Source organism: Pseudoalteromonas sp. T1lg10 (assembly GCF_002964545.1).
GTDB lineage: Bacteria > Pseudomonadota > Gammaproteobacteria > Enterobacterales > Alteromonadaceae > Pseudoalteromonas.
In genome coordinates this window covers 113,748-133,334 of the sequence record NZ_PQBV01000042.1, presented here as the reverse complement: position 1 = coordinate 133,334, position 19,587 = coordinate 113,748, and the positions used below count along the sequence as shown (strand labels likewise).

Sequence of the window (19,587 nt, the reverse complement as noted above, 5' to 3'; positions counted from 1 at the left end):
ATAATGGCGCCATCAGCACAACAAATTTAAAATTTCTACTTAGGAAGATGAAGATGAAAAAAACACTTAGCGCAGCTTTAGTTGGCCTTTTACTTGGAACCTCTTCTCTTGCTCACGCAAACCTGAGCATTAATGTGGGTGCCATTAATGTAAACCCAGACAGCGAAGTGTCTAAAATCGACCAAGATCCAACGCTTGGCCTAAACGTTGATGACGATACGCAGCTGGGTATTACCATCGACTACGCCCTAAACGACAACTGGGTGTTAGAGCTAATCGCAGCCACGCCATTTAGCCACGACGTGGACGGTCGTACCGGTCTTAAAGGTGCATCAATCGGTGAAGTTAAACACTTACCACCTACGCTTCTTGGCCAGTACCACTTCGGTCAGGCCGGCGATAAGTTCCGCCCATTCGTAGGTGCCGGTATTAACTACACCATCTTCTTCGATGAGCAAGCGAGCCAAGATCTTAAAACCGTATTGGGTACCAACGACGTAGAATTAAAGCTAGACGACTCATTGGGCCTTGCCGCTCAGGTTGGTTTTAACTACGCGCTGGACAAAAACTGGGGTCTACACGGCATGGTCAGCTACATGGATATCGACAGCGACGCAAGCGTTTATGCCGATGGCGTTAAGGCACTGACAGTTGACGTTAAAATCGACCCTGTTGTTGCCATGTTCGGTGTACGTTACAGCTTCTAAATACCAATTCTGTTAAGTATGTGAACAGATATAGCGCTGGATAAATGATGTGATAACAAGGCGGAGTTTTTCTTATGTAGTTATTCTACATACAAAAATTCCAACGCAGTGAGCACGATATTTAGCCCGCTAGAATGATTAGCTATTTAAGTGAATTGGTATAACCAAGCCCACACTTGCTAATGTAAGCAAAGCAAAAGCGACTAACCCTTATTAGTCGCTTTTTTTTGTTCCAGCATGGCCTTCCAATGCTCTATCTCCGGCGACAAAACCGGCGTTTCACCCTTATAACCAGTCAAGGCCACTATCTCTTCAACATCCACCACACCTTGGCGGCTGCGAAATACGCCGCGCACATAAGCAATGGCATGTAAGCCTTTCTCTGTTGTAAATTTTTGTTCGATATAGAAGTACTTATGATCCCAACCCACCAAACGCGTAGACACGGTGAATTTTTGCCATGGCTTAATATCGCGAATATAGGTGATGGCGGTAGCATTAACTATAGGAAACCAGCGGCGCTTCATCACCGCCCCCAGCATGCCCAGTCGCTCTGTCATCCAGGTGCGGGCAATATCCATCAAGGCTAAATAGCGGGAATTAGTCAGATGCAGATTAATATCGCAATCAAGAGGCCAGGCGCGAAAGTCGATATCCACGGATTCCAGTAAAGATTGGCGCGCTTTATTACGTTTAATCCTAAAAAATAACCATAACAGCCGAAAATAGAGGTTCAAGGTATGCTCCTAGAGATCCATTAAAACAGGTAAGACCAGCATGGTATCACCGCTTTAATAAAAGCTCACCTATTGCTTTACCCCTTTAAAACATACCAGCAAGGCTTTGAATCCATTACCTTCATAGGTAAGGGCATATAAAAATGGGCACCCTGAGGTACCCATCTGAAATAACCTGGCAAAAACTGCCGATTACACTTTTACGGTCTTTCGGTTAATACCGTATTCGCGCAATTTGTTGGCTACCGCGGTGTGACTGAGCCCTAAGCGTTTAGCCAACTGCCGTGAGCTCGGGTAAGCAGGATAAAGCTTGCGCAACAAGGTGGCTTCGAAACGCTTAACCGCCTGATCTAAACTGCCTTCAAAATCCGACTCCAGGTAACCCAGATCATTGGTAAAGGTCGGCAATTGCAGATGCTCTACGGTCAGCTCACTGTCATCAAGTAAGGACACGGCACGATAAATGGCATTTTCCAACTGGCGGACATTGCCCGGCCAAGGGTACTGCTGCAAATACTCAATGGTTTCTTCACTTAAGGTGGGAACCGGAGCACCATTTTGCTGCGCATATTTTTGCACAAAATGCTCAGCCAGCGGGCCAATATCGGCCTTGCGATCGCGCAGTGGCGCAATGTCCAAGGTCAATACATTGATGCGGTAATAAAGATCTTCACGGAAGGTTCCCTCTTGCACCATGGCCGGCAGGTCTTTTTGTGTCGCGGCAATAATACGCACGTTCACCTTAACCTCGTTTTCATCACCGACCTTGCGGAAAGTGCCGTCCTGCAAAAAGCGCAGCAACTTGGTTTGCAGCTGAGATGACATCTCCCCCACTTCATCGAGGAAAACCGTGCGCCATCTGCCTGCTCTAACACCCCGCGCTTTGGCGCGGCGTTGTCTTCATAGCCGGCATAACCAAAGAGTTCAGACTCGGCAACATCATCGGGAAGCGAGGCACAAGACAGGGCAATAAAGGGTTTAATAGAACGGTTCGACGCATAATGGCAGGCCCGCGCCAATAGTTCTTTACCCGTACCGGTTTCGCCGGTGATCAGAATGGGCGCTTCTAGCTGCGCCATCTTTCGGGCTTCACGCACGGTGCGGCGCATGGCCGTTGAATAGTTATGTATGGTGGCAAAACTTTCCTGACCGTAACGACGAAACGCGCTAACCTGCTGTCCCAATCGGCTTTGCGATTTGATGTTGATCACCGCACCGGCCAGGGCATTTTGGTCATCCCCTTGCGGGACGGATATTGGCAGAATATCGGCGATAAAGTCTTCCCCGCCCACTTCTACCCGAGTGGTTTGTCCCAACACTTCTTTACCCTCAAGCCAGCGGGTAAAGTTAAAGCCTTTAAGCAGGTTATTTATGTTGGCACCCACAGCTTCCTGCTCTGTCATTTGCAAATCGCGACAGGCGGCGGCATTGCACAGGCGCACCCAGCCCTTGTTATCGATAGAGATGACGCCATCGGGCAGCGCACTGAGCAGGGTATTAAGTTCATTATGCTCACGTTCCGAGGGTAAAAACGCCGTGGTCCGCACATCCTCAACGCCATGAATAAGGCGAATGGACGGCATGATTTTTTGAAACTGTTCAAACTCAATGGGCGGGAAACTAACATACATGCGGCAATTCTTGGCATCTACCTCAATGCCTTTTAAATCAACCTGATAGTTAACCAGTATATTTAGTACCTCTTGGGCGATACCAATTCGGTCCTGACAATAAATTTCAAGACGCATGTGTTCCTCAGTCGCGGTTTATCTGTGTGGCTGGCGCAATCATACGCTAAATTAGCAATAATTGGGTAGCAAATTGTAAAGATTACTGCACAAACTTGCTAATGCCATATTGCCGAGGCGTGACGTCCTCTGCACATAATGGTTCATTTATCGTTAATTCATAACTCTTCCCCTGATGCCAGTGGGTATGTATACTGTGGCGCGTTTGTCGCTAGGATAAAGTGGCGCCCGCGCTACCGGCCAGGTAGTTTGCCGCTCTTTTATCCTGCCGATACAGGCCAGCTATCTGGGATCATCAAGGGTTTCCATCCAAGGTTTCACCTGAGGTTTACAGTAGCAAAAGCAACAATAATAAGGCCTCACAAATAGCAGCGATGCCCAGCATTGCAAAATAATAAATTTGTAAGTTAGGAAGTATTTTTAATGAGTTCAGTACCAAAAACAGGTGATTTTCTAGGTCACCCTAAGGGGCTCTTCCTGCTGTTCTTCACAGAAATGTGGGAACGCATGAGCTACTACGGTATGCGCGGTATTTTCGTGCTTTACCTTTCTACTATTGCTACCGCTGCCGCCATGGGCTGGGATATGTCCTACTTCGGCATCGACCCAATGTCAGCAGGCGCCGACGAAGAATATCAAAAAGCATTGAATTCAAATGCCCTGAGCATCTTGGGTTTCTATGCCTTCTTAGTATATGTAACGCCAGTACTTGGCGGTTGGTTTGCAGATAACATCTCGGGCCAGCGTAAAGCCATTATCACAGGTGGTGTGATCATGGCCCTGGGTCAATTTGCCCTGGGTACACCGCATGCCATGGTTCCTGGCCTAGAGCTTGAATTTATGTACCTGGGTCTTGGTCTACTTATTATCGGTAACGGTTTCTTCAAACCAAATATCTCGACCATGGTAGGCGACCTTTACTCTGAAGGTGACAAACGTCGCGATGGCGCATTTACCATCTTCTACATGGGTATCAACCTGGGCTCTATCCTGGGCTACTTCGTAGTTGGCTCTATCGGTGAGAAATTTGACTATCAGTACGGCTTCTTAACAGCCGGTGTAGGTATGCTTCTTGGTGTTATCCTGCAGCTGTCTCTTGCTAACAAGTACCTGGGTAATATCGGTACCGTGCCTGCGGCAAAGCAAGGCGGTGACGACAACCAAGGCGCTGCTAAAAAACCTCTTACTAATGAAGAGCGTGACCGCATCAAAGTAATTTTGATCATGAGCTTCTTCACCATCATTTTCTGGGCCGGCTTCGAGCAGGCTGCGGGCTCAATGAACCTTTTCGCTAAATACAAAACTGACCTGGTATTCTTTGGTTGGGAAATGCCGGCGAGCTGGTTGCAAGCAGTTAACCCTATTTTCATCATCTTGCTAGCACCTATTTTTGCCAGCTTCTGGATCCGTATGGGAGATAGAGAGCCGGATTCACCGCGCAAGTTTGCCCTGGGTATGTTCTTCCTTGGCCTGGGCTTTATCTCCATGGTGGGTGCGGCACTGCAAATCGGTGACGATGCCAATACCAAAGCCCATGTGATCTGGTTGGTTATGGCCTATGTATTCCACACCATGGGTGAGCTATGTTTATCGCCTATCGGTCTGTCTATGGTATCTAAGCTAGCGCCACTGAAATACACCTCACTCCTTATGGGTATGTGGTTCTTCTTCTCGGGTATCGGTAACTACGCGGCCGCTGAAATCGGTAAGCTGGTTGGTGATGCAGGCCCATTAAGCACCTTCGGTGGCGTGGCCATCATGGCGTTCCTCGCTGGTATCTGCTTATGGTTGATGGCTGACAAGCTAGTTGACTGGATGCATGGTGCAGAAGGTACGCATGACGAAGAGCAGCTGCTAGAAGAAGAATTAGAACTCACAGGTGAGAAGCAGTAATTCTTCCATAGAAGTCAAGAAAGGCGCCTTAGGCGCCTTTTTTATTACCCGATTTAACGAAAAGCTTACACCAGCAGGATATCGTACACCTTTATTTACACTTAACCCATTAGTTAATTAGCCCCCCACTCTTTCGCTTTCGAACAAATTCTCCGATTATGCGCTCAAACAATTATGGCTTGATGGCAATGGCGGCGCTTTATTTTCAGCAACGACCTTTACCGCTAGAGCCTAGCCAAACACACAGCAAGTGGAGCTAAATCATGAGTGAAGTAAATAACCCATTAGGCCTTAAGGGCATCGAGTTTACCGAGTACGCAACACCAGATGCGGACTATATGGACAAGATCTTTACCGACTTTGGCTTTTCAAAGTTAAAGAAATTCAAAGATAAAGACATCCTTTACTACAACCAAAACGACATTCATTTCCTATTGAACAACGAGCGCGGCGGCTTCTCTGCAGAGTTTGCTAAGAGCCACGGTCCGGCCATTTGTTCTATGGGTTGGCGTGTAGAAGATGCACAAAAAGCATTCGACACTGCCGTTGAGCGCGGTGCAAAGCCTGCAACCGATTCAACGCACAAAGACATGCCTTACCCTGCTATCTACGGTATCGGCGACAGCCTGATTTATTTCATCGACCAGTTCGGTGACAAGGGCAGCATCTACGACACTGACTTCGTAGACCTAGAAGAGCAAAATGTAGTAGAAAGCAAAGGCTTTATCCGCATCGACCACCTGACCAACAATGTGTACAAGGGTACGATGGAAACATGGGCTAACTTCTACAAAGACGTATTTGGCTTTACCGAAGTACGTTACTTCGACATCAAAGGTCAAAAAACAGCCCTATTGTCTTACGCCCTTAAATCACCATGTGGCACCTTCTCGATTCCAATCAACGAAGGTAAAGACAACAACAACAACCAGATCGATGAGTACCTAAACGAGTACAATGGCCCGGGTGTACAGCACTTAGCCTTCCTTACTGACGATCTTGTCGCCTCACTTGATAAACTTGATCAAAGCAACATCGCGACCTTGGATATCGTAGATCACTACTACGACACCATCTTCGACCGTGTTCCTTGGGTTAAAGAAGATAAAGAGAAGATCAAACAGCACCAGATCCTGGTAGATAGCCAAAGCGAAGATTGTTACCTGCTACAAATCTTCACCAAAAACCTATTTGGTCCTATCTTCATTGAGATGATCCAACGTGTTGATGATGGCGGCTTCGGTGAAGGTAACTTCCAGGCTCTGTTCGAGTCTATCGAGCGTGACCAAGAGCGCCGTGGCGTTATCTAAGCGCCCCCAAATCTAGCGCCAAAAAGCAGCGTCCACCTTTGTGTGGGCACTGCTTTTTTAAGTTCCGAGCCCTTGTTTTTTTTATTCTTGGCTCAATAACAGATAAAAGCTTTAGCAAAAGGAATAACTCATGCAACTCAATGAAACGCACGATATTAACCTGACCAGCTGGGTCAGCTCTGCGAACGACGGCAAAACTGATTTCCCAATCCAAAACTTGCCTTTTGCCACCTTTCGCCGCGCCGGTAGCAGCGAAGCATTCCGTGGTGGCGTCGCCATTGGTGATCAGGTAGTAGACTTAGCCGCCGTGGCCAAACTCGGCATTTTCAGCGGTCTTGCCCAAGAAGCCGTTGAAGCCGCGTCACAAACCAGTCTAAATGCCTTTATGGCCATGGGTCAGGCGCACTGGTCGGCACTGCGTCTTGCGCTTTCACAAGCATTGCGCACGGGTAGCGAGCACGAGCAAGCACTAAGCGACGCTTTGATTGCCCAAACAGAAGTTGAATATGACCTGCCATGTCATATCGGCGACTACACCGACTTTTATACTTCTATCTACCACGCCACAGCGGTAGGCAGCCTGTTCCGTCCGGACAACCCTTTACTGCCTAACTACAAGTGGGTACCAATCGGTTACCACGGCCGTGCTTCAAGCATAGGCGTGAGCGGTCAAACCTTCCCTCGTCCTAAGGGCCAAACTAAGGCTCCGGATGCGGATACACCGACTTTCGGCCCTTGTAAGCGTCTGGACTACGAGCTAGAGCTGGGTATTTACCTTGGTAAGGGTAACGAGCTGGGCGAGTCAATCGCGCTTGATGATGCAGACGAGCACGTATTTGGCTTCTGCCTATTTAACGATTGGTCGGCGCGTGATTTACAAGCCTGGGAATATCAGCCGCTAGGCCCATTCCTGGCGAAAAACTTCGCTTCAACCGTATCTCCTTGGGTTGTGACCAATGAAGCGCTTGTACCTTATCGCTTGGCCTGGACTCGCGACGAGAACGAGCCGCAACCGCTTGAGTACCTGGAATCGGCCAAAAACCGTGAACAAGGTGCCCTTGATATTCAAATGGATGTAGCGGTAGAGACCGAAAAAATGCGCGCCGAAGGCACGCCAGCGGCCAAGCTGTCACAATCAAGCTTTAAGCATTCATACTGGACGGTAGCGCAAATGGTTGCGCACCACACAGTAAACGGCTGTAACTTTAACGCCGGTGATATGCTGGGTTCGGGCACTCAGTCTGGTCCTGAGCATGAAGAAGCGGGCTCGCTACTTGAGCTATCGCGCGGCGGTAAAGAGTCGCTTGACCTGGGTAATGGTGAAAGCCGTAAGTTCCTGGAAGACGGCGATACCGTGATCATGCGCGGTTGGTGTGAGAAGCAAGGCTTCGCACGCATCGGCTTCGGCGAATGTCGCGCCACCGTTTTACCTGCCAACTAATAGATTGCCAGGTAGTTTCCCTTCCCAGTTGACGGCTTATCTAGCCTGGAAGGATAACTAATAAAAATGCAGCTTTCGTGCTTTTGACCACGATAAGCTGCTTTTTTTTGCGGTCAATTACAATTTTTTGCTGGATTTTTAAACTCACCTTGTTATCTTAGCAGGGTTTTTATCAGTAATTTGTCCTTATGAAGTTTAATCTATCATACTTTATTACTAAGCACTTCCCAGCACGGCAGCTCTTAATTCGCCAAGAGGGTGAAGTGAAAGTGGTTGAGCTAACCACCAAGAAGCAGTGCACCATGGCGCTTAGTGCTTTTGTATGTGTTGCTTCACTTGCCTCTTTTGGTGCTTATAACTTCTGGCAGCAAAGCGCATTGCAATTAAGCAGCGGCGATGTGGTTGCTGAAAATGAGCAATTGCGTCAGCAAATCGCTGCGGCAAAGCAGCAGCAAGAGCAATTTATTGCCCAGTTGAGCCAACTGGAGCAACGCCAGCAACTGACACAGAATGTACTGGCTTCCTTGCCCGCATCTTTGTTGCCGGAACAAGGTATTCCCTTTGAGGCCAGCGATACGCCTTCGGCGGATACTAGTGTCGATGAGCGTTTAGCAACGCTACAGCAGCGTCAATACGACACCTTCTCCCTACTCGACCAAGCCATAGTCAAGCGTGAACAAATGCTTGGTGCTGCCATTGCCCGTGCAGGCCTACCCAGCACTGTGATGGATGAGCTGATCGCTAAAAGCGAGGAGCAGGTGGCTCAGGGCGGCCCGCTGGAATTACTCGATACCGATGAGCAGGACACCAGCTCACTCAGCGTGGTCGATAAGCTGTTGACCCTTAACCAGCTAGAGTCCATGTTGGCTCAGGTGCCGCATATGTTACCTGCAGCAGATTACTATATTTCCAGCAGCTTCGGCCTGCGTAAGGATCCCATGAATGGTCGTCGCGCTATGCACAAAGGTGTAGACTTGGCGGCATGGCGTAACACCGAAATTTTTGCCCCTGCGGATGGAACCGTAGTGCGAGCCGGGCGTAACGGTGGTTATGGGCGTTTTATTGAAATAGAGCATGCCAATGGCTTTACCACGCGCTTTGGGCATTTAAATAAAATTCACGTTAAGCGTGGAGATCTCGTCACTAAGGGTGAGGTCATCGCCTTAATGGGAAGCACCGGTCGCAGTACCGCAACTCACCTCCATTACGAAGTGTTGCACAATAATAAACATATCAATCCGGTCAAAATCACCAAGGCATTAACCGATGTTTTCAAAGAACAAAGATACACAGAAGAGTAGTCCCGTTGTGAATAATAATAAAAATAGCAGTACCCCCTCATTAATTTCCGCAGATGTGCGCCTAACCGGCTCACTGTTCAGCCAAGGCGAAGTACAACTTGATGGTCGCATCGAGGGCGATATTAAAGCCGAGGTGTTAATGATTGGCAGTCAAGGCCATGTAGAGGGCAGTGTTGAAGCCGGTGAAGTGACTATACGTGGTCGTGTAAGCGGTTCAATTCGCGCCAATAAGGTAGCAATTGAAAGCTCTGCACAGGTTCAGGGTGATGTGTTCCACAACACCCTGAGCATCGCCGCTGGCGCGCAGATGGAAGGGCAAATCAAACAGCTTAACCAACAAGAAACATTATCGCTTGTCAGCAATGATGAAGAAGCCTTGGTAGCCGAATCTTAACGGCTACTTTTTTCGCGCGGTGATGTACATGGTAACGGCCGCGCGAAACACTAACTCTCCACGCATATTCACTATCTCTACCGGCACCACTAAGTCTTCTTTATCGAACCATTGATGGGGCATAGGGATTTTCGCCGTTGCCTGCATATCGGTATCCACCTTATTTAAATACTCCACCGTCATTCCCTTGGGGATCCAGCGATGGGTTTTATGGGGCACGGTCGCATCCGTCATCACTCCGGCCACCAACTCGGCCAAATTACACTGGGCAATCGCATGTATGGTACCGATGTGGTTATGCACGGCACGGCGGTTTTTCACCTTAGCCACACACTTGCCCGGCATCAGCTCACTAATAGCTGGTTTAATTGATGAAAAATACGGCGCTTTCGCACAGACGGCCTTTGAAAACAGCCAGTGCCCACAGGGCCACTTAGTGAACTTTTGATAGGTACGTAATAATGGGGGTGCAGTCATTGTTCTTCTCCTTAAGCACTCATCGTACCAGTAAACCCGGGTTTGGGTATAAATGCAACCCCCTTGTTGTCGGCTATAGCTGCCAAGATTGTAGGTCAGACTTTGCCGCCATGGATGGAGGTACTAGGGTTACGCAGGAGCAGTTACCTAGCAGTCTGACAAATGAGCAATGCAGGAGAAATTGCCGATAAGACCGGCAAACCTTCAATCAATACCACCCTGTTCTATGGATGAATTGCTTGCACTTTCTCAACTACGACTTTCAAATTAAGATCTTGTCGCGGTGGCGACGACACCATAGGGGTGGTTTGCGCCAACCACCCCTATGAACCCCAAGGCGCCCGTAATTCGCACATGCTTCCGAACTCAGGTTTTTGATAGGCGCTACTCTTAGGCTACGACGCGATTGAACGGCACATCCCTGTGCCGATAAATCTAGCTCGGCATCCATGCCTCGCTGTCTTAGCCACGCTTCGCAGCAAAAGCCGATTTCTTCAGCGCGAATTTTAACGGGATTTAGCTGATACATCTGCGTTTCAATTTAGGTTAACGCAAACTGTAAGTCTGATTAGAGCGAGGATCGGAGGTTCATCCTTCCACCGAAATCACAGTGTATACATCCATAATCCTTGAGTTTCTCCCATAGTCAGGAAAACGACCCAAAGGGTCGTCTTTGTCGTGTCCACGTTTAGAGCAATGTAGCGAAACTTCAATGCTGGTAAGTACTTCCTAAATTTGCTATCAATGGTCATAGGACAAAAACGAGACAGGTTGCGGCAGAAAAACGACCCAATCGCTCGATATTAAATTGTTAGCAGTCAAGGGGGCACAGGTGCTAAATACTTACAGTGAGTACATTGATCGCTATCTCAGTAAGTCAGGACTGAGTAAGCGGCCTTGCCCTGGAGAACACCACTTTGTGAGCGCTTATCTAGTTCCGAGGCTTTTCAAACTAAACCAGCGCGTGCCGGATTACATCAATCCTGATGGAACAAAAGGAATCATCGGGGATGTCGTATATTACAAAGACCACGAACACCAATTCGGTATTGAGGCCAAGCTGGGCACTATTCGCTTAACGAAAGGTGAGTTCAATGAGTGGATTGTTAATACAGACACTTCCCGCTGGCCACACACATTCATCGGCATTGGCACATCTGGCATCGGGCTCTGTTCGTGGGCGGAGTTCCGCTCCGCATATATTGCCGCTGTGGCAGAAAAAAATAGCGGCTGGGTCCCGCGCTCGCTGTCAGAGGGGTATGGGCCAATGAAGTCCGTCAACACGCTGCTCCCCAAACTCCCTAATGGTAAGTTCTTTCGTAAAGGTGCCGACCCAAAGGATTGCGCCGATCTCGAAGAGTCCTTCATTAAGGCACTGGAGAAGGAAATTGCCTGCTAACAAGGCGGTGTTGTCGCCTTCGGCTCCCGTCACTTATCAGCCCATCAGCAAACTCTGAAATATCAGGTGCCGCCTCTCCCGTTTTGATTCGCGCTGAAGAAATCGGCTTTTGTTGTGAAGCGTGGAGTTGATCGTGAGACACGATGTCGAGCTAGATTTATCAGGACATGGATGTGCTGTTAAATCGCATCAACACCTAAGCGGAACGTTTAACAAAAACCTGAGTTCGTAAGCATTGGCGAATCACGGGTTCGCGGAGTTTCCAAAGAGGGAGTCGAATCACTCCCTCTTTGGTTGTCGTCGCCAACGCGACAAAATAAACGCGACAGACACACAAAATATTTCCATATTAATGCTGGCATCTATTTGGCGACATTTTTACAATATGTCTTTGTAAGCTAGGCCGTATTATTATCGTGAATTCTCCTTTAGTTACACCGACTACTCCCCAGAATATTCAACCCAGCAAATCTCTGATCACCGTATTAATGATGCTGGTGGTGTTTTGCCCGCTGGCCATCGATATTTACCTGCCCGCCTTTGTGGTGATGGCCAAAGATTTCCAGGTATCACAACAGCAACTGCAACAGACGGTTGCCATTTTTATGCTCACCGTGGGCTTAGGTCAGCTTGTTGCCGGCCCCCTGGCCGATAAAATAGGTCGCCGTCCCGTTGCCCTTGCGGGTATTGTGATTTATGCCCTGGCCGCCACGGCCGGTGCCATGGCCCGTGATTTAAATTGGCTGTTGGTGGCCCGTGCCGTGCAAGGAATCGGCGCCTGTGCCACCTTTGTTGCCGCGTTTGCCATCGTGCGCGACGTGTTTGGTCCGGCGCGCAGTGGCCAGATGCTGACCTATTTAAATGGCGTGGTGTGCTTTATTCCCGCCCTGGCGCCCATTTTAGGAGCCTGGCTGACGCTGCGTTTTAACTGGCAAAGTAACTTTATCTTTATGCTGATATGGGCCGTGATCGGTGCCCTCGCCACCTGGTTTATCTACCGCGAAACCCGCCCGCATGATAGCCACTATCAGGGCCATATTTTCGATTTTCGGCGTTTTATGCCCATTTTACGCAACCCAATTTTCTTGTTTAACGGCTGCATCACCATGCTAACCATGGGCTCAATTCTAATGTTTGTAACCAGTGCTCCGGGCTGGATCATCGAGCACCTGGGTGACGATATTCCAACCTTCACGCTGTGGTTTTCTCTTAATGGCACCATCAGCGTGGTGGCCTGCTTTATCGCCCCACAGCTTATTAAACGCAGCTCCCGCCGCGCCCTGCGCTTAGGTCTAACCCTGATGTTGGTGTGCGCCATTGCCTTGGTGGCCGGTCAACACAGCGCACACGCCGCAGCGCTGATGATACCCATGTTTGTAGGCGCCCTGGGTTATGCGCTTATTCTTGGCAGTGCCGCCGGCGCCGCCCTAGCCCCTTTTGCTAAGCAGGCGGGCACCGCCTCTGCTTTGGTTGGCGTTATGCAGATGAGCGGCGCAGGAGTGCTGGTGCTAATAACCCAGTCTCTGCCCCTGTCAGCGCCAGCGTTAATCGCTCTGCATATAGGTATGCTACTGCCATTTTGGCTAGTTCTACTCGGCAACAAAGGAAAAATGTTACATAAATAAGACAAACTGTTGCATTTTTAGCCAGTAATTTTTGAAGGGTTCTCAAATTGCTGGCTCCTGTCCCCATAGTAATCCAGCCTTAAAATCCTCTTTTAATTTAGCTAGATAGAAGCCTCTTTATAACTTTCCTGCCCATATCATCTACAGAATATTCTAAAAAAGTAGAAAAAAGGAACAAAATACTATTGCACTTTGTGCCAACATACGTAACATTGTTAACGAATGTTAAACAACGGTTAACACCCTTCAATGCTTTTGAGGTTACTATGAAAAAAACAATGATTCGCAGCGCGGTTGCGTTAGCACTTCTAAGTGGCGCAACACAGTCTATGGCTGCTGATGACCGTTACATCATCCAAGTTGACAACGATAAGAAAGGCGTCGTGAAAGCGCTCGCTAAAAAACTGGGTGGTGAAGTTAACATGGATAGTGATGGCTTCTTCGCAGCGACTTTCGCTGGTAAAGACTTGGCCACGGTTAAAGGATTACTAAACAACCCACACGTTAAATTGGTAGAAGCAGACCAACGTCGTTACCCAATGGGTCTATATAACGACGACCTTGGCGATCCAATGTCACAACAGCTGACTCCTTATGCTGTTTACCAATCACAAGCTAACCAGGTGACTTTCAACGCCAACGCTGGCATGAAAGTATGTGTTATCGACTCAGGTCTTGACGCATCTAACCCTGACTTCAACTGGGGTGCAATCACAGGTGATAATGATTCAGGTACTGGTAACTGGTTCGACAATGGCGGCCCACACGGTACTCACGTCGCCGGTACTATCGGTGCAGCAGACAACAACATCGGTGTAGTCGGTATGGCTCCGGGTGTTGATATGCACATCATCAAGGTTTTCAACGCCGCTGGTTGGGGTTATTCATCTGACCTAGCTCACGCTACAAACCTATGTTCACAAGCGGGCGCCAACATCATCAGCATGAGCCTAGGTGGCGGCGGTTCAAACAGCATTGAATCGAATGCATTTGCTAACTTTACTGCTGCAGGCGGTCTTGTAGTAGCGGCAGCAGGTAACGATGGCAACAGCGTACGTTCATACCCTGCCGGTTACCCATCGGTAATGATGATCGGTGCCAACGATGCCGACAACAATATCGCAGACTTCTCGCAATTCCCAAGCTGTACTTCTGGCCGCGGTAAAAACGTGACCGAAGATGAAACCATCTGTGTAGAAGTAACTGCAGGCGGTGTTGATACGCTTTCTACTTACCCTGCGGGTATGGCGGCATTCGCTTCAGCTTCAGCTGACGGTGCAGGTGTAGAAGTATCGGCAATGGAAAATACAGGTTCAGCAGCCGCTGATCTTTACTTCATGGGCACGGCAGAAGCGACCGACGGCGGCGCAGCTGGCAAAGTATGTCTAATCGACCGTGGTGTAATCTCTTTCCACGACAAGGTTGCTAACTGTGAAGCTTCTGGTGGTCTGGGCGCGATTATCGTTAACAACGAACCTGGCATGCTTTACGGCACACTGGGCGACACCAACAGCACTTCTATCCCAGCAGTAGGTACAGCCCTTGAAGACCGTGCAGCACTTATGGCAGCAACTTCAGCGACTGTTACTATCTCTGCGAGCGACTATGGCTACATGAGCGGTACTTCAATGGCAACACCTGCTGTTTCTGGTATTGCAGCACTAGTTTGGTCTAACCACCCAGAGTGTACTGGTACAGACATCCGTAACGCGCTTAAAGCGACTGCAGATGACCAGGGTGCAGCGGGTAAAGACGTATACTTCGGTTACGGTATCGTAAAAGCGGCCGACGCTGATGCATACCTAACGGCTAACGGCTGTGGCGGTGACGGCGGCAACGGTGGCAACCCAGGTGCTGACGTTACACTTGACGCTAGCGGCTACAAAACTCGTGGCGACGCATACGTTGACCTATCGTGGGCCGGTGCAGCAACCTCTATGGTAGATATCTACCGTAACGGTCAGCTAATCACAACTACGGCTAACGATAACGCTCACACTGACAGCCTAGGTAAGGTTGCGGGTAGCTTCGGTTACCAGGTGTGCGAGCAAGGCAGTTCAGTATGTTCAACAACTGTTACTGTTAACTTCTAAGCCAAATTAGAAGTAAGTAAATAAAGCGGGCTTTATGCCCGCTTTATTGTTTTTTGTCTAGCTGCTACCCTGTGCGCTTTACAGGCCACCTTTCGTTATCATGCTTAACCCCGAACTTCTCTTGTCCTTTCTCGGCGCCAGTTTTCTAATCGCCGTGGGTCCAGGCCCTTCCAATGCCTTTTTAATGGCGCAAACCTTTGCCAATGGTCGCCGCGCCGGGCTGCATTGTGCCCTCGGTTTTGCTTTAGGCGGCGTGGCCCATACCCTGTTTGCCGTGGTCGGCTTATCGGCCTTGCTCAAGGCCTCCACTACCGCCTATACCACGGTGCAATATTTAGGGGCCTGCTATTTGGCTTATCTCGGCATTATGACTCTCTGGCAAAGCTGGCAGCAAAATGCGGCGAGTGAGGCGTGTGAAGACAAGCCCCATGTGCAAATTAAAAAACAAAGCCCGCTGTTGCAGGCCATGATGACCGAGGTACTGAATCCCAAGGTGGCGCTCTTTTTTATCGCCTTTATTCCTCAATTTGTTGACCCGACACTCAACACCTCCACCACGGTACAACTGGCTATTTTTGGCCTGCTCTACCCTATCCTGGCGTTTCCGGTGGATTGCACCTATATCTATTTCGGTGACAAGATTGCCCGTTACTTTAAACGTAACCCCAGTGCCCAACTCTGGATAGACAGGCTAACCGGCTTGATCTTTATAGCGCTGGCCATCAACCTGCTGCTCTAGCGCAACACGAGCTGACCTGTCTTTATTTTTGCTGCAACAACCAAAGATAGAACTGCTGCAAATCATCAAAGCGCCTGTCCACATGGCTAAAATCCTGAACCTGGGAATGGCAATTAGGGACGGCGGCCACCGTTAGCCCGGCATCTTTGGCCGAGCGCGAGCCGGTATGGGTATCTTCAATGGCTATGCCCTGCGCGGCGGGCACCGACAGCTTCTCAAGGGCCATAAGATAAGGCTCGGGGTGAGGCTTAGGGTGGTGCACATCGTCCTTGCAGACGATACAGCTAAACAGGGAGCTTAGTTGATAGCCATGTAAAATAGGGTCAACCTCGTCACGGGTGCTGCCGGTCACTAGGGCTAGAGTAAAGCCCGCTTGAGAAGCCTGACGCAAAATAGTCTCGGCATAAGCCATCAGCGGCGGCAAGGTATTATGTGCCCGCTCGGCAAAGAGCTTGTTCTTTTTGGCGGCCAAGGCCAAAGGATTTACCTGCAAACCATGTTCGAGCACCATGTCCTCGGCCGAGGCCAGTGTTGGTCGCCCAGCATAACGCTGACAAAAGGTCAGTTCATCATAGCGAACGCCATACTCCGCCAGTACCAGATCCCAGCAGTGAAAGTGCACCGCCTCCGAGTCCACCAAGGTGCCATCGAAATCAAATAACAAGGTGGTGATCATGCTCCCTCCAAAGTTCAACAGACCCTAATAACACAAAAGCGCCCTGAGGCGCTTTTAATTGGTTTAACTTGCTGTGGGTGGCTCGGCGCTGGCTGGTTCGCCGCTTTCCAGCTCAACCAGCTCATAACCGCGAGCTTGGCGTACTACCTTGAGCACCGGCTTTTCAAAAGCGCTTTTTAGTCGCTCGGCATCGGCTTTAAGCTCGTCAAGGTCATGGCCAAAGGGTGCGGCACCGGTTTCTGACCAGTTACTTACCTTGCCATTGGCTGTGTATTCCACTTCGTGGATTTGATAAAGCGGCTCTTTGCCCTGCTCTTCCGCCAAGATAACGCGATAGTTCCAAAATCCAGACATGCAAATGCTCTCATGTATCTATAAAAACTGTACTGTACCAGTAAGGTGATGCGATATAAACGAAAAAACCCGCCATCAAGGCGGGTTTTGCATAACTTGCTTATTCGTTAGCTTAGAAGAAGCTGATCTTGAACTCGGCGCCAATGTAACGCTCTTCGTTCACCATGGCGGTGTTGTTGTTGAAATCAACGGCGCCAATGGCTTGCTGCTCATCAAACAGGTTACGAACGAAAGCCGACACTTCATATTCGTTGTCGCCTTCTGCCCAGCTATAACCAGAACGTAAGCCAACTTCGGTCAAGGCCTTGCCTTCAAACTCCACCGACTCATATAAGAAGAAGTCGATTTCGCTGCGGTATGAAACGTCCGCATAAGTGAAGAACTCACCATCGGCCATTTCACGGCTGTAACGAAGCGTTAGGTTTGAGATCCACTCAGGAGCGTGCGGCAAACTGTTGCCGTCCAAAATAGCACGGTCTTCAGGACCAAATGCACCCGGCACCTGATAGGTAGGATCCGTTACCGTACACTGAGCACAAACGGCAACCGCTAGGTCATCGTCTTTCAGCTCGGTGTTATTGTAGCTCAGGTTGAAAGTAGCATTTAGGTTGTCTGTTAGTAACCATTGGGTATCTAGCTCAAAACCATAACCAGTTGTTTTGTCAGCGTTAACAAGACGGTTAAAGTTGGCACCACCACCTACTGCGGTCAGTTGCTGATCGTCCATATCGTAATAGAATACAGCCAGGTTAACGCGACCACGACCATCCCATACATCTGACTTGATGCCCGTTTCGTACGAGGTCAGAGTTTCAGACTTGGCTACGGTTACTTCGTCGCCAAACAGGATACGACCCTGAATACTTGGTGCACGGAAGCTGTTGGCAACTCGGGCGTACCAGTTGATATCATCATTCACTTTATAGTTGGTTGAGATATCCCAGCTCACATGGTCGTCACTTGGGTTTTCCGTTAGGAACAAGGTGCCGCCGCCAACTGGGCTCAAGGTACGGTTCGCGCTAAATTCTTTATCGTCGTCGGAGTAACGCAGACCCACGGTCACTTTAAAGTCGTCGGTTACTGTGTAATCAACCGAGCCGAATACCGCCCAGGCTTCGGTGTCTTGCTGCTGGAGCACATAACCGTTCAGGGCACCATTGGCGGCCGTGTCATAGCTAAAGTTTTCAATGGTCAAAGCTTCATCAAAGTAGAACAAACCTACCTGATAGTTAAAGTCGCCAGAGAAGTTACTGGTCAGGCGCAGCTCTTGAGTATATTGGTCGTGATCCGGAATACCGTCGGCACTTTCTGAAGTGAACGGAATAAAGCCTGGGCCACTTGGCACTGCTTGGCCGTCGATTTCATAACCGCCGTAACCACCGTCGATATCGGCGCGTGAATAGATCTCAGCACTTTCCCACGCCGTGATTGAGGTCACTGTGTGCTCATCCAGATCCCATTCCAGGCGCAGGCTGGCACCTTGAGATTCTACTTGCTGAGTTGCACGTGAAGCGGCGTCGTGTTGTATCTCGTCGTGCTCAAAACCGGATACCAAATCATTGCTGCCCGCTTTGATAGCATTGGCACGAAACGCAATAGGCGTGCCGTCCATATCGCGAACATGGTAGTTAAACAGGCCGGTGAAATCGTCACCTTCGTAAAGGAATTGAATACGCGCGGCTTGGTCGGTGTAACCGCCTAGCACGTCTTTTTGTTCAAAACCCGGTGCCACGTTGTCGATGTAGTTGTCTTTATCTTGCCACAGTACAGAAACGCGCGTTGACAGGCGATCCGTCAGGGCGCCACCTACGGCACCTTCAAAGTCGATAGCACCACGGCTGCCGTATGATACTGAGCCATAACCTTCAAAGTCCTGGCTTGGTTTAACGGTATCGAACTTTACCAGACCCGCCGGGGTATTACGGCCGAACAGGGTACCCTGAGGACCACGCAATACTTCAACGCGAGCCACGTCAAATACTGGGAAACCTTTAAGAATGGCGTTTTCTTGCACCACTTCGTCAACAACTAAAGAAACTGGTTGTGAGGCGTTCAAATCGAAGTCTGTGTTACCTAGACCACGCACGTAAAAACGTGGGAATGAGCGACCGAATGAAGATTCAATCGACAAGCTTGGGATCTTGGCATTCATAAAACGAATATCCATACCCGCGGAGCTGTACGCATCCAGGCTGTCGCCCTGAAGTGCAGAAACGGCTACAGGAACTTCCTGTGCATTTTCAACACGTTTACGAGCTGTGATTTGAATAACTTCAAGTGATTTGTCTTTCGCCGCTGGGCCTTGTTGCTCGGCAGCTGTGGAAGAGAATGCAGAACCTGCAGCAGCAGATAACAGCGTTGCTTTAATTAGATTGGCAAGCGCAGTACGTTTCATCGCTTTCATGTCGGATTTAACCCTTATTTGTACTCTTTTGTTCATTGGTAGATATGTAGCGCCCTATCACCCGGCACAATGTTCAATTTTTCGCGTGCTCCACGCGGACCTTAAATTTGAGAGTACAGGCACCAATAAAAGGCTGAACATTACGGTGGCGAAGTATAGCACCGAAATGAAGCTTCAAATCAGCTTTATTTCATTTTTTTGCAACATTTCCCACCTTTTACCAACACAATCGAGAATTTTAAAAGATTTTATGCGCATTTAAGGACAATTGTCCTTTATGCATAAAAAA

15 protein-coding genes and 1 pseudogene are annotated in these 19,587 nt (G+C 49.1%); 10 read left to right on the top strand and 6 right to left on the bottom strand.

What is annotated here, in order from left to right:
• The first annotated feature begins 53 nt into the window (after nt 1-53).
• A complete protein-coding gene (locus C2M17_RS11830; protein ID WP_105200965.1) occupies nt 54-707 on the top strand; it encodes an OmpW/AlkL family protein in 654 nt (217 codons plus the stop codon).
• 203 nt (nt 708-910) lie between these two features.
• On the opposite strand, the gene C2M17_RS11825 is transcribed toward C2M17_RS11830, so the two are convergent.
• Both C2M17_RS11825 and tyrR read right to left on the bottom strand, forming a co-directional pair.
• Nucleotides 911-1,444 (bottom strand): thioesterase family protein, encoded by a 534-nt coding sequence (locus C2M17_RS11825; protein WP_105200964.1) that lies wholly within the window; start codon nt 1,442-1,444, stop codon nt 911-913.
• A gap of 192 nt (nt 1,445-1,636) precedes the next feature.
• A pseudogene (tyrR, locus tag C2M17_RS11820) lies at nt 1,637-3,192 on the bottom strand (transcriptional regulator TyrR).
• Nucleotides 3,193-3,615: 423 nt separating this feature from the next.
• On the opposite strand from tyrR, the gene C2M17_RS11815 reads away from it, so the two are divergent.
• The 5 genes from C2M17_RS11815 to C2M17_RS11795 all read left to right on the top strand — a co-directional run bounded on the left by C2M17_RS11815 (nt 3,616) and on the right by C2M17_RS11795 (nt 9,531).
• Nucleotides 3,616-5,085: a peptide MFS transporter gene (locus C2M17_RS11815; protein WP_105200963.1), complete on the top strand. Its 1,470-nt coding sequence runs from the start codon at nt 3,616-3,618 to the stop codon at nt 5,083-5,085.
• Nucleotides 5,086-5,348: 263 nt separating this feature from the next.
• Complete coding sequence (gene hppD / locus C2M17_RS11810) at nt 5,349-6,395, top strand: 4-hydroxyphenylpyruvate dioxygenase (RefSeq protein WP_105200962.1); 1,047 nt, start codon at nt 5,349-5,351, stop codon at nt 6,393-6,395.
• Nucleotides 6,396-6,525: 130 nt separating this feature from the next.
• Nucleotides 6,526-7,836 (top strand): fumarylacetoacetase, encoded by a 1,311-nt coding sequence (fahA, locus tag C2M17_RS11805; protein ID WP_105200961.1) that lies wholly within the window; start codon nt 6,526-6,528, stop codon nt 7,834-7,836.
• Nucleotides 7,837-8,024: 188 nt separating this feature from the next.
• Nucleotides 8,025-9,137, top strand: coding sequence for a M23 family metallopeptidase (locus C2M17_RS11800; RefSeq protein ID WP_105200960.1), 1,113 nt, complete (start codon nt 8,025-8,027; stop codon nt 9,135-9,137).
• A gap of 7 nt (nt 9,138-9,144) precedes the next feature.
• Nucleotides 9,145-9,531: a bactofilin family protein gene (locus C2M17_RS11795; protein ID WP_233997986.1), complete on the top strand. Its 387-nt coding sequence runs from the start codon at nt 9,145-9,147 to the stop codon at nt 9,529-9,531.
• Between the two features lie 3 nt (nt 9,532-9,534).
• Here C2M17_RS11795 and C2M17_RS11790 read toward each other — a convergent pair whose 3' ends face one another.
• Nucleotides 9,535-10,008: a hotdog fold domain-containing protein gene (locus tag C2M17_RS11790; RefSeq protein WP_105200958.1), complete on the bottom strand. Its 474-nt coding sequence runs from the start codon at nt 10,006-10,008 to the stop codon at nt 9,535-9,537.
• A 919-nt stretch (nt 10,009-10,927) separates the two neighbouring features.
• On the opposite strand from C2M17_RS11790, the gene C2M17_RS11785 reads away from it, so the two are divergent.
• From C2M17_RS11785 to C2M17_RS11770, 4 genes are all read left to right on the top strand, one after another.
• The gene (locus C2M17_RS11785) at nt 10,928-11,407 is read left to right on the top strand and encodes a hypothetical protein (protein WP_158677948.1); all 480 of its coding nucleotides are present in this window, start codon (nt 10,928-10,930) and stop codon (nt 11,405-11,407) included.
• 416 nt (nt 11,408-11,823) lie between these two features.
• On the top strand, nt 11,824-13,032 hold the full coding sequence (locus C2M17_RS11780; RefSeq protein ID WP_267894354.1) for a multidrug effflux MFS transporter: 1,209 nt from the start codon (nt 11,824-11,826) through the stop codon (nt 13,030-13,032).
• 278 nt (nt 13,033-13,310) lie between these two features.
• Nucleotides 13,311-15,125, top strand: a complete 1,815-nt coding sequence (locus C2M17_RS11775; RefSeq protein WP_442792606.1) for a S8 family serine peptidase — start codon at nt 13,311-13,313, stop codon at nt 15,123-15,125.
• A gap of 100 nt (nt 15,126-15,225) precedes the next feature.
• Nucleotides 15,226-15,864 (top strand): LysE family translocator, encoded by a 639-nt coding sequence (locus C2M17_RS11770; protein ID WP_105200954.1) that lies wholly within the window; start codon nt 15,226-15,228, stop codon nt 15,862-15,864.
• Nucleotides 15,865-15,886: 22 nt separating this feature from the next.
• On the opposite strand, the gene C2M17_RS11765 is transcribed toward C2M17_RS11770, so the two are convergent.
• From C2M17_RS11765 to C2M17_RS11755, 3 genes are all read right to left on the bottom strand, one after another.
• Nucleotides 15,887-16,540 carry an HAD family hydrolase gene (locus C2M17_RS11765; protein ID WP_105200953.1) on the bottom strand — a complete coding sequence of 218 codons (654 nt, stop codon included), beginning with the start codon at nt 16,538-16,540 and terminating at the stop codon, nt 15,887-15,889.
• A 63-nt stretch (nt 16,541-16,603) separates the two neighbouring features.
• Entirely contained in the window at nt 16,604-16,894 is a 291-nt protein-coding gene (locus tag C2M17_RS11760) for a hypothetical protein (protein ID WP_105190169.1), read from the bottom strand.
• A 112-nt stretch (nt 16,895-17,006) separates the two neighbouring features.
• Entirely contained in the window at nt 17,007-19,298 is a 2,292-nt protein-coding gene (locus tag C2M17_RS11755) for a TonB-dependent receptor (RefSeq protein WP_105200952.1), read from the bottom strand.
• Between the last annotated feature and the right edge of the window lie 289 nt (nt 19,299-19,587).

Coding starts and splice junctions, on each gene's coding strand:
- C2M17_RS11830 (WP_105200965.1), top strand. CDS start 54: ATGAAAAAAACACTTAGCGCAGCTTTAGTTGGCCTTTTACTTGGAACC.
- C2M17_RS11815 (WP_105200963.1), top strand. CDS start 3,616: ATGAGTTCAGTACCAAAAACAGGTGATTTTCTAGGTCACCCTAAGGGG.
- hppD (WP_105200962.1), top strand. CDS start 5,349: ATGAGTGAAGTAAATAACCCATTAGGCCTTAAGGGCATCGAGTTTACC.
- fahA (WP_105200961.1), top strand. CDS start 6,526: ATGCAACTCAATGAAACGCACGATATTAACCTGACCAGCTGGGTCAGC.
- C2M17_RS11800 (WP_105200960.1), top strand. CDS start 8,025: ATGAAGTTTAATCTATCATACTTTATTACTAAGCACTTCCCAGCACGG.
- C2M17_RS11790 (WP_105200958.1), bottom strand. CDS start 10,008: ATGACTGCACCCCCATTATTACGTACCTATCAAAAGTTCACTAAGTGG.
- C2M17_RS11775 (WP_442792606.1), top strand. CDS start 13,311: ATGATTCGCAGCGCGGTTGCGTTAGCACTTCTAAGTGGCGCAACACAG.
- C2M17_RS11770 (WP_105200954.1), top strand. CDS start 15,226: ATGCTTAACCCCGAACTTCTCTTGTCCTTTCTCGGCGCCAGTTTTCTA.
- C2M17_RS11765 (WP_105200953.1), bottom strand. CDS start 16,540: ATGATCACCACCTTGTTATTTGATTTCGATGGCACCTTGGTGGACTCG.
- C2M17_RS11760 (WP_105190169.1), bottom strand. CDS start 16,894: ATGTCTGGATTTTGGAACTATCGCGTTATCTTGGCGGAAGAGCAGGGC.
- C2M17_RS11755 (WP_105200952.1), bottom strand. CDS start 19,298: ATGAAAGCGATGAAACGTACTGCGCTTGCCAATCTAATTAAAGCAACG.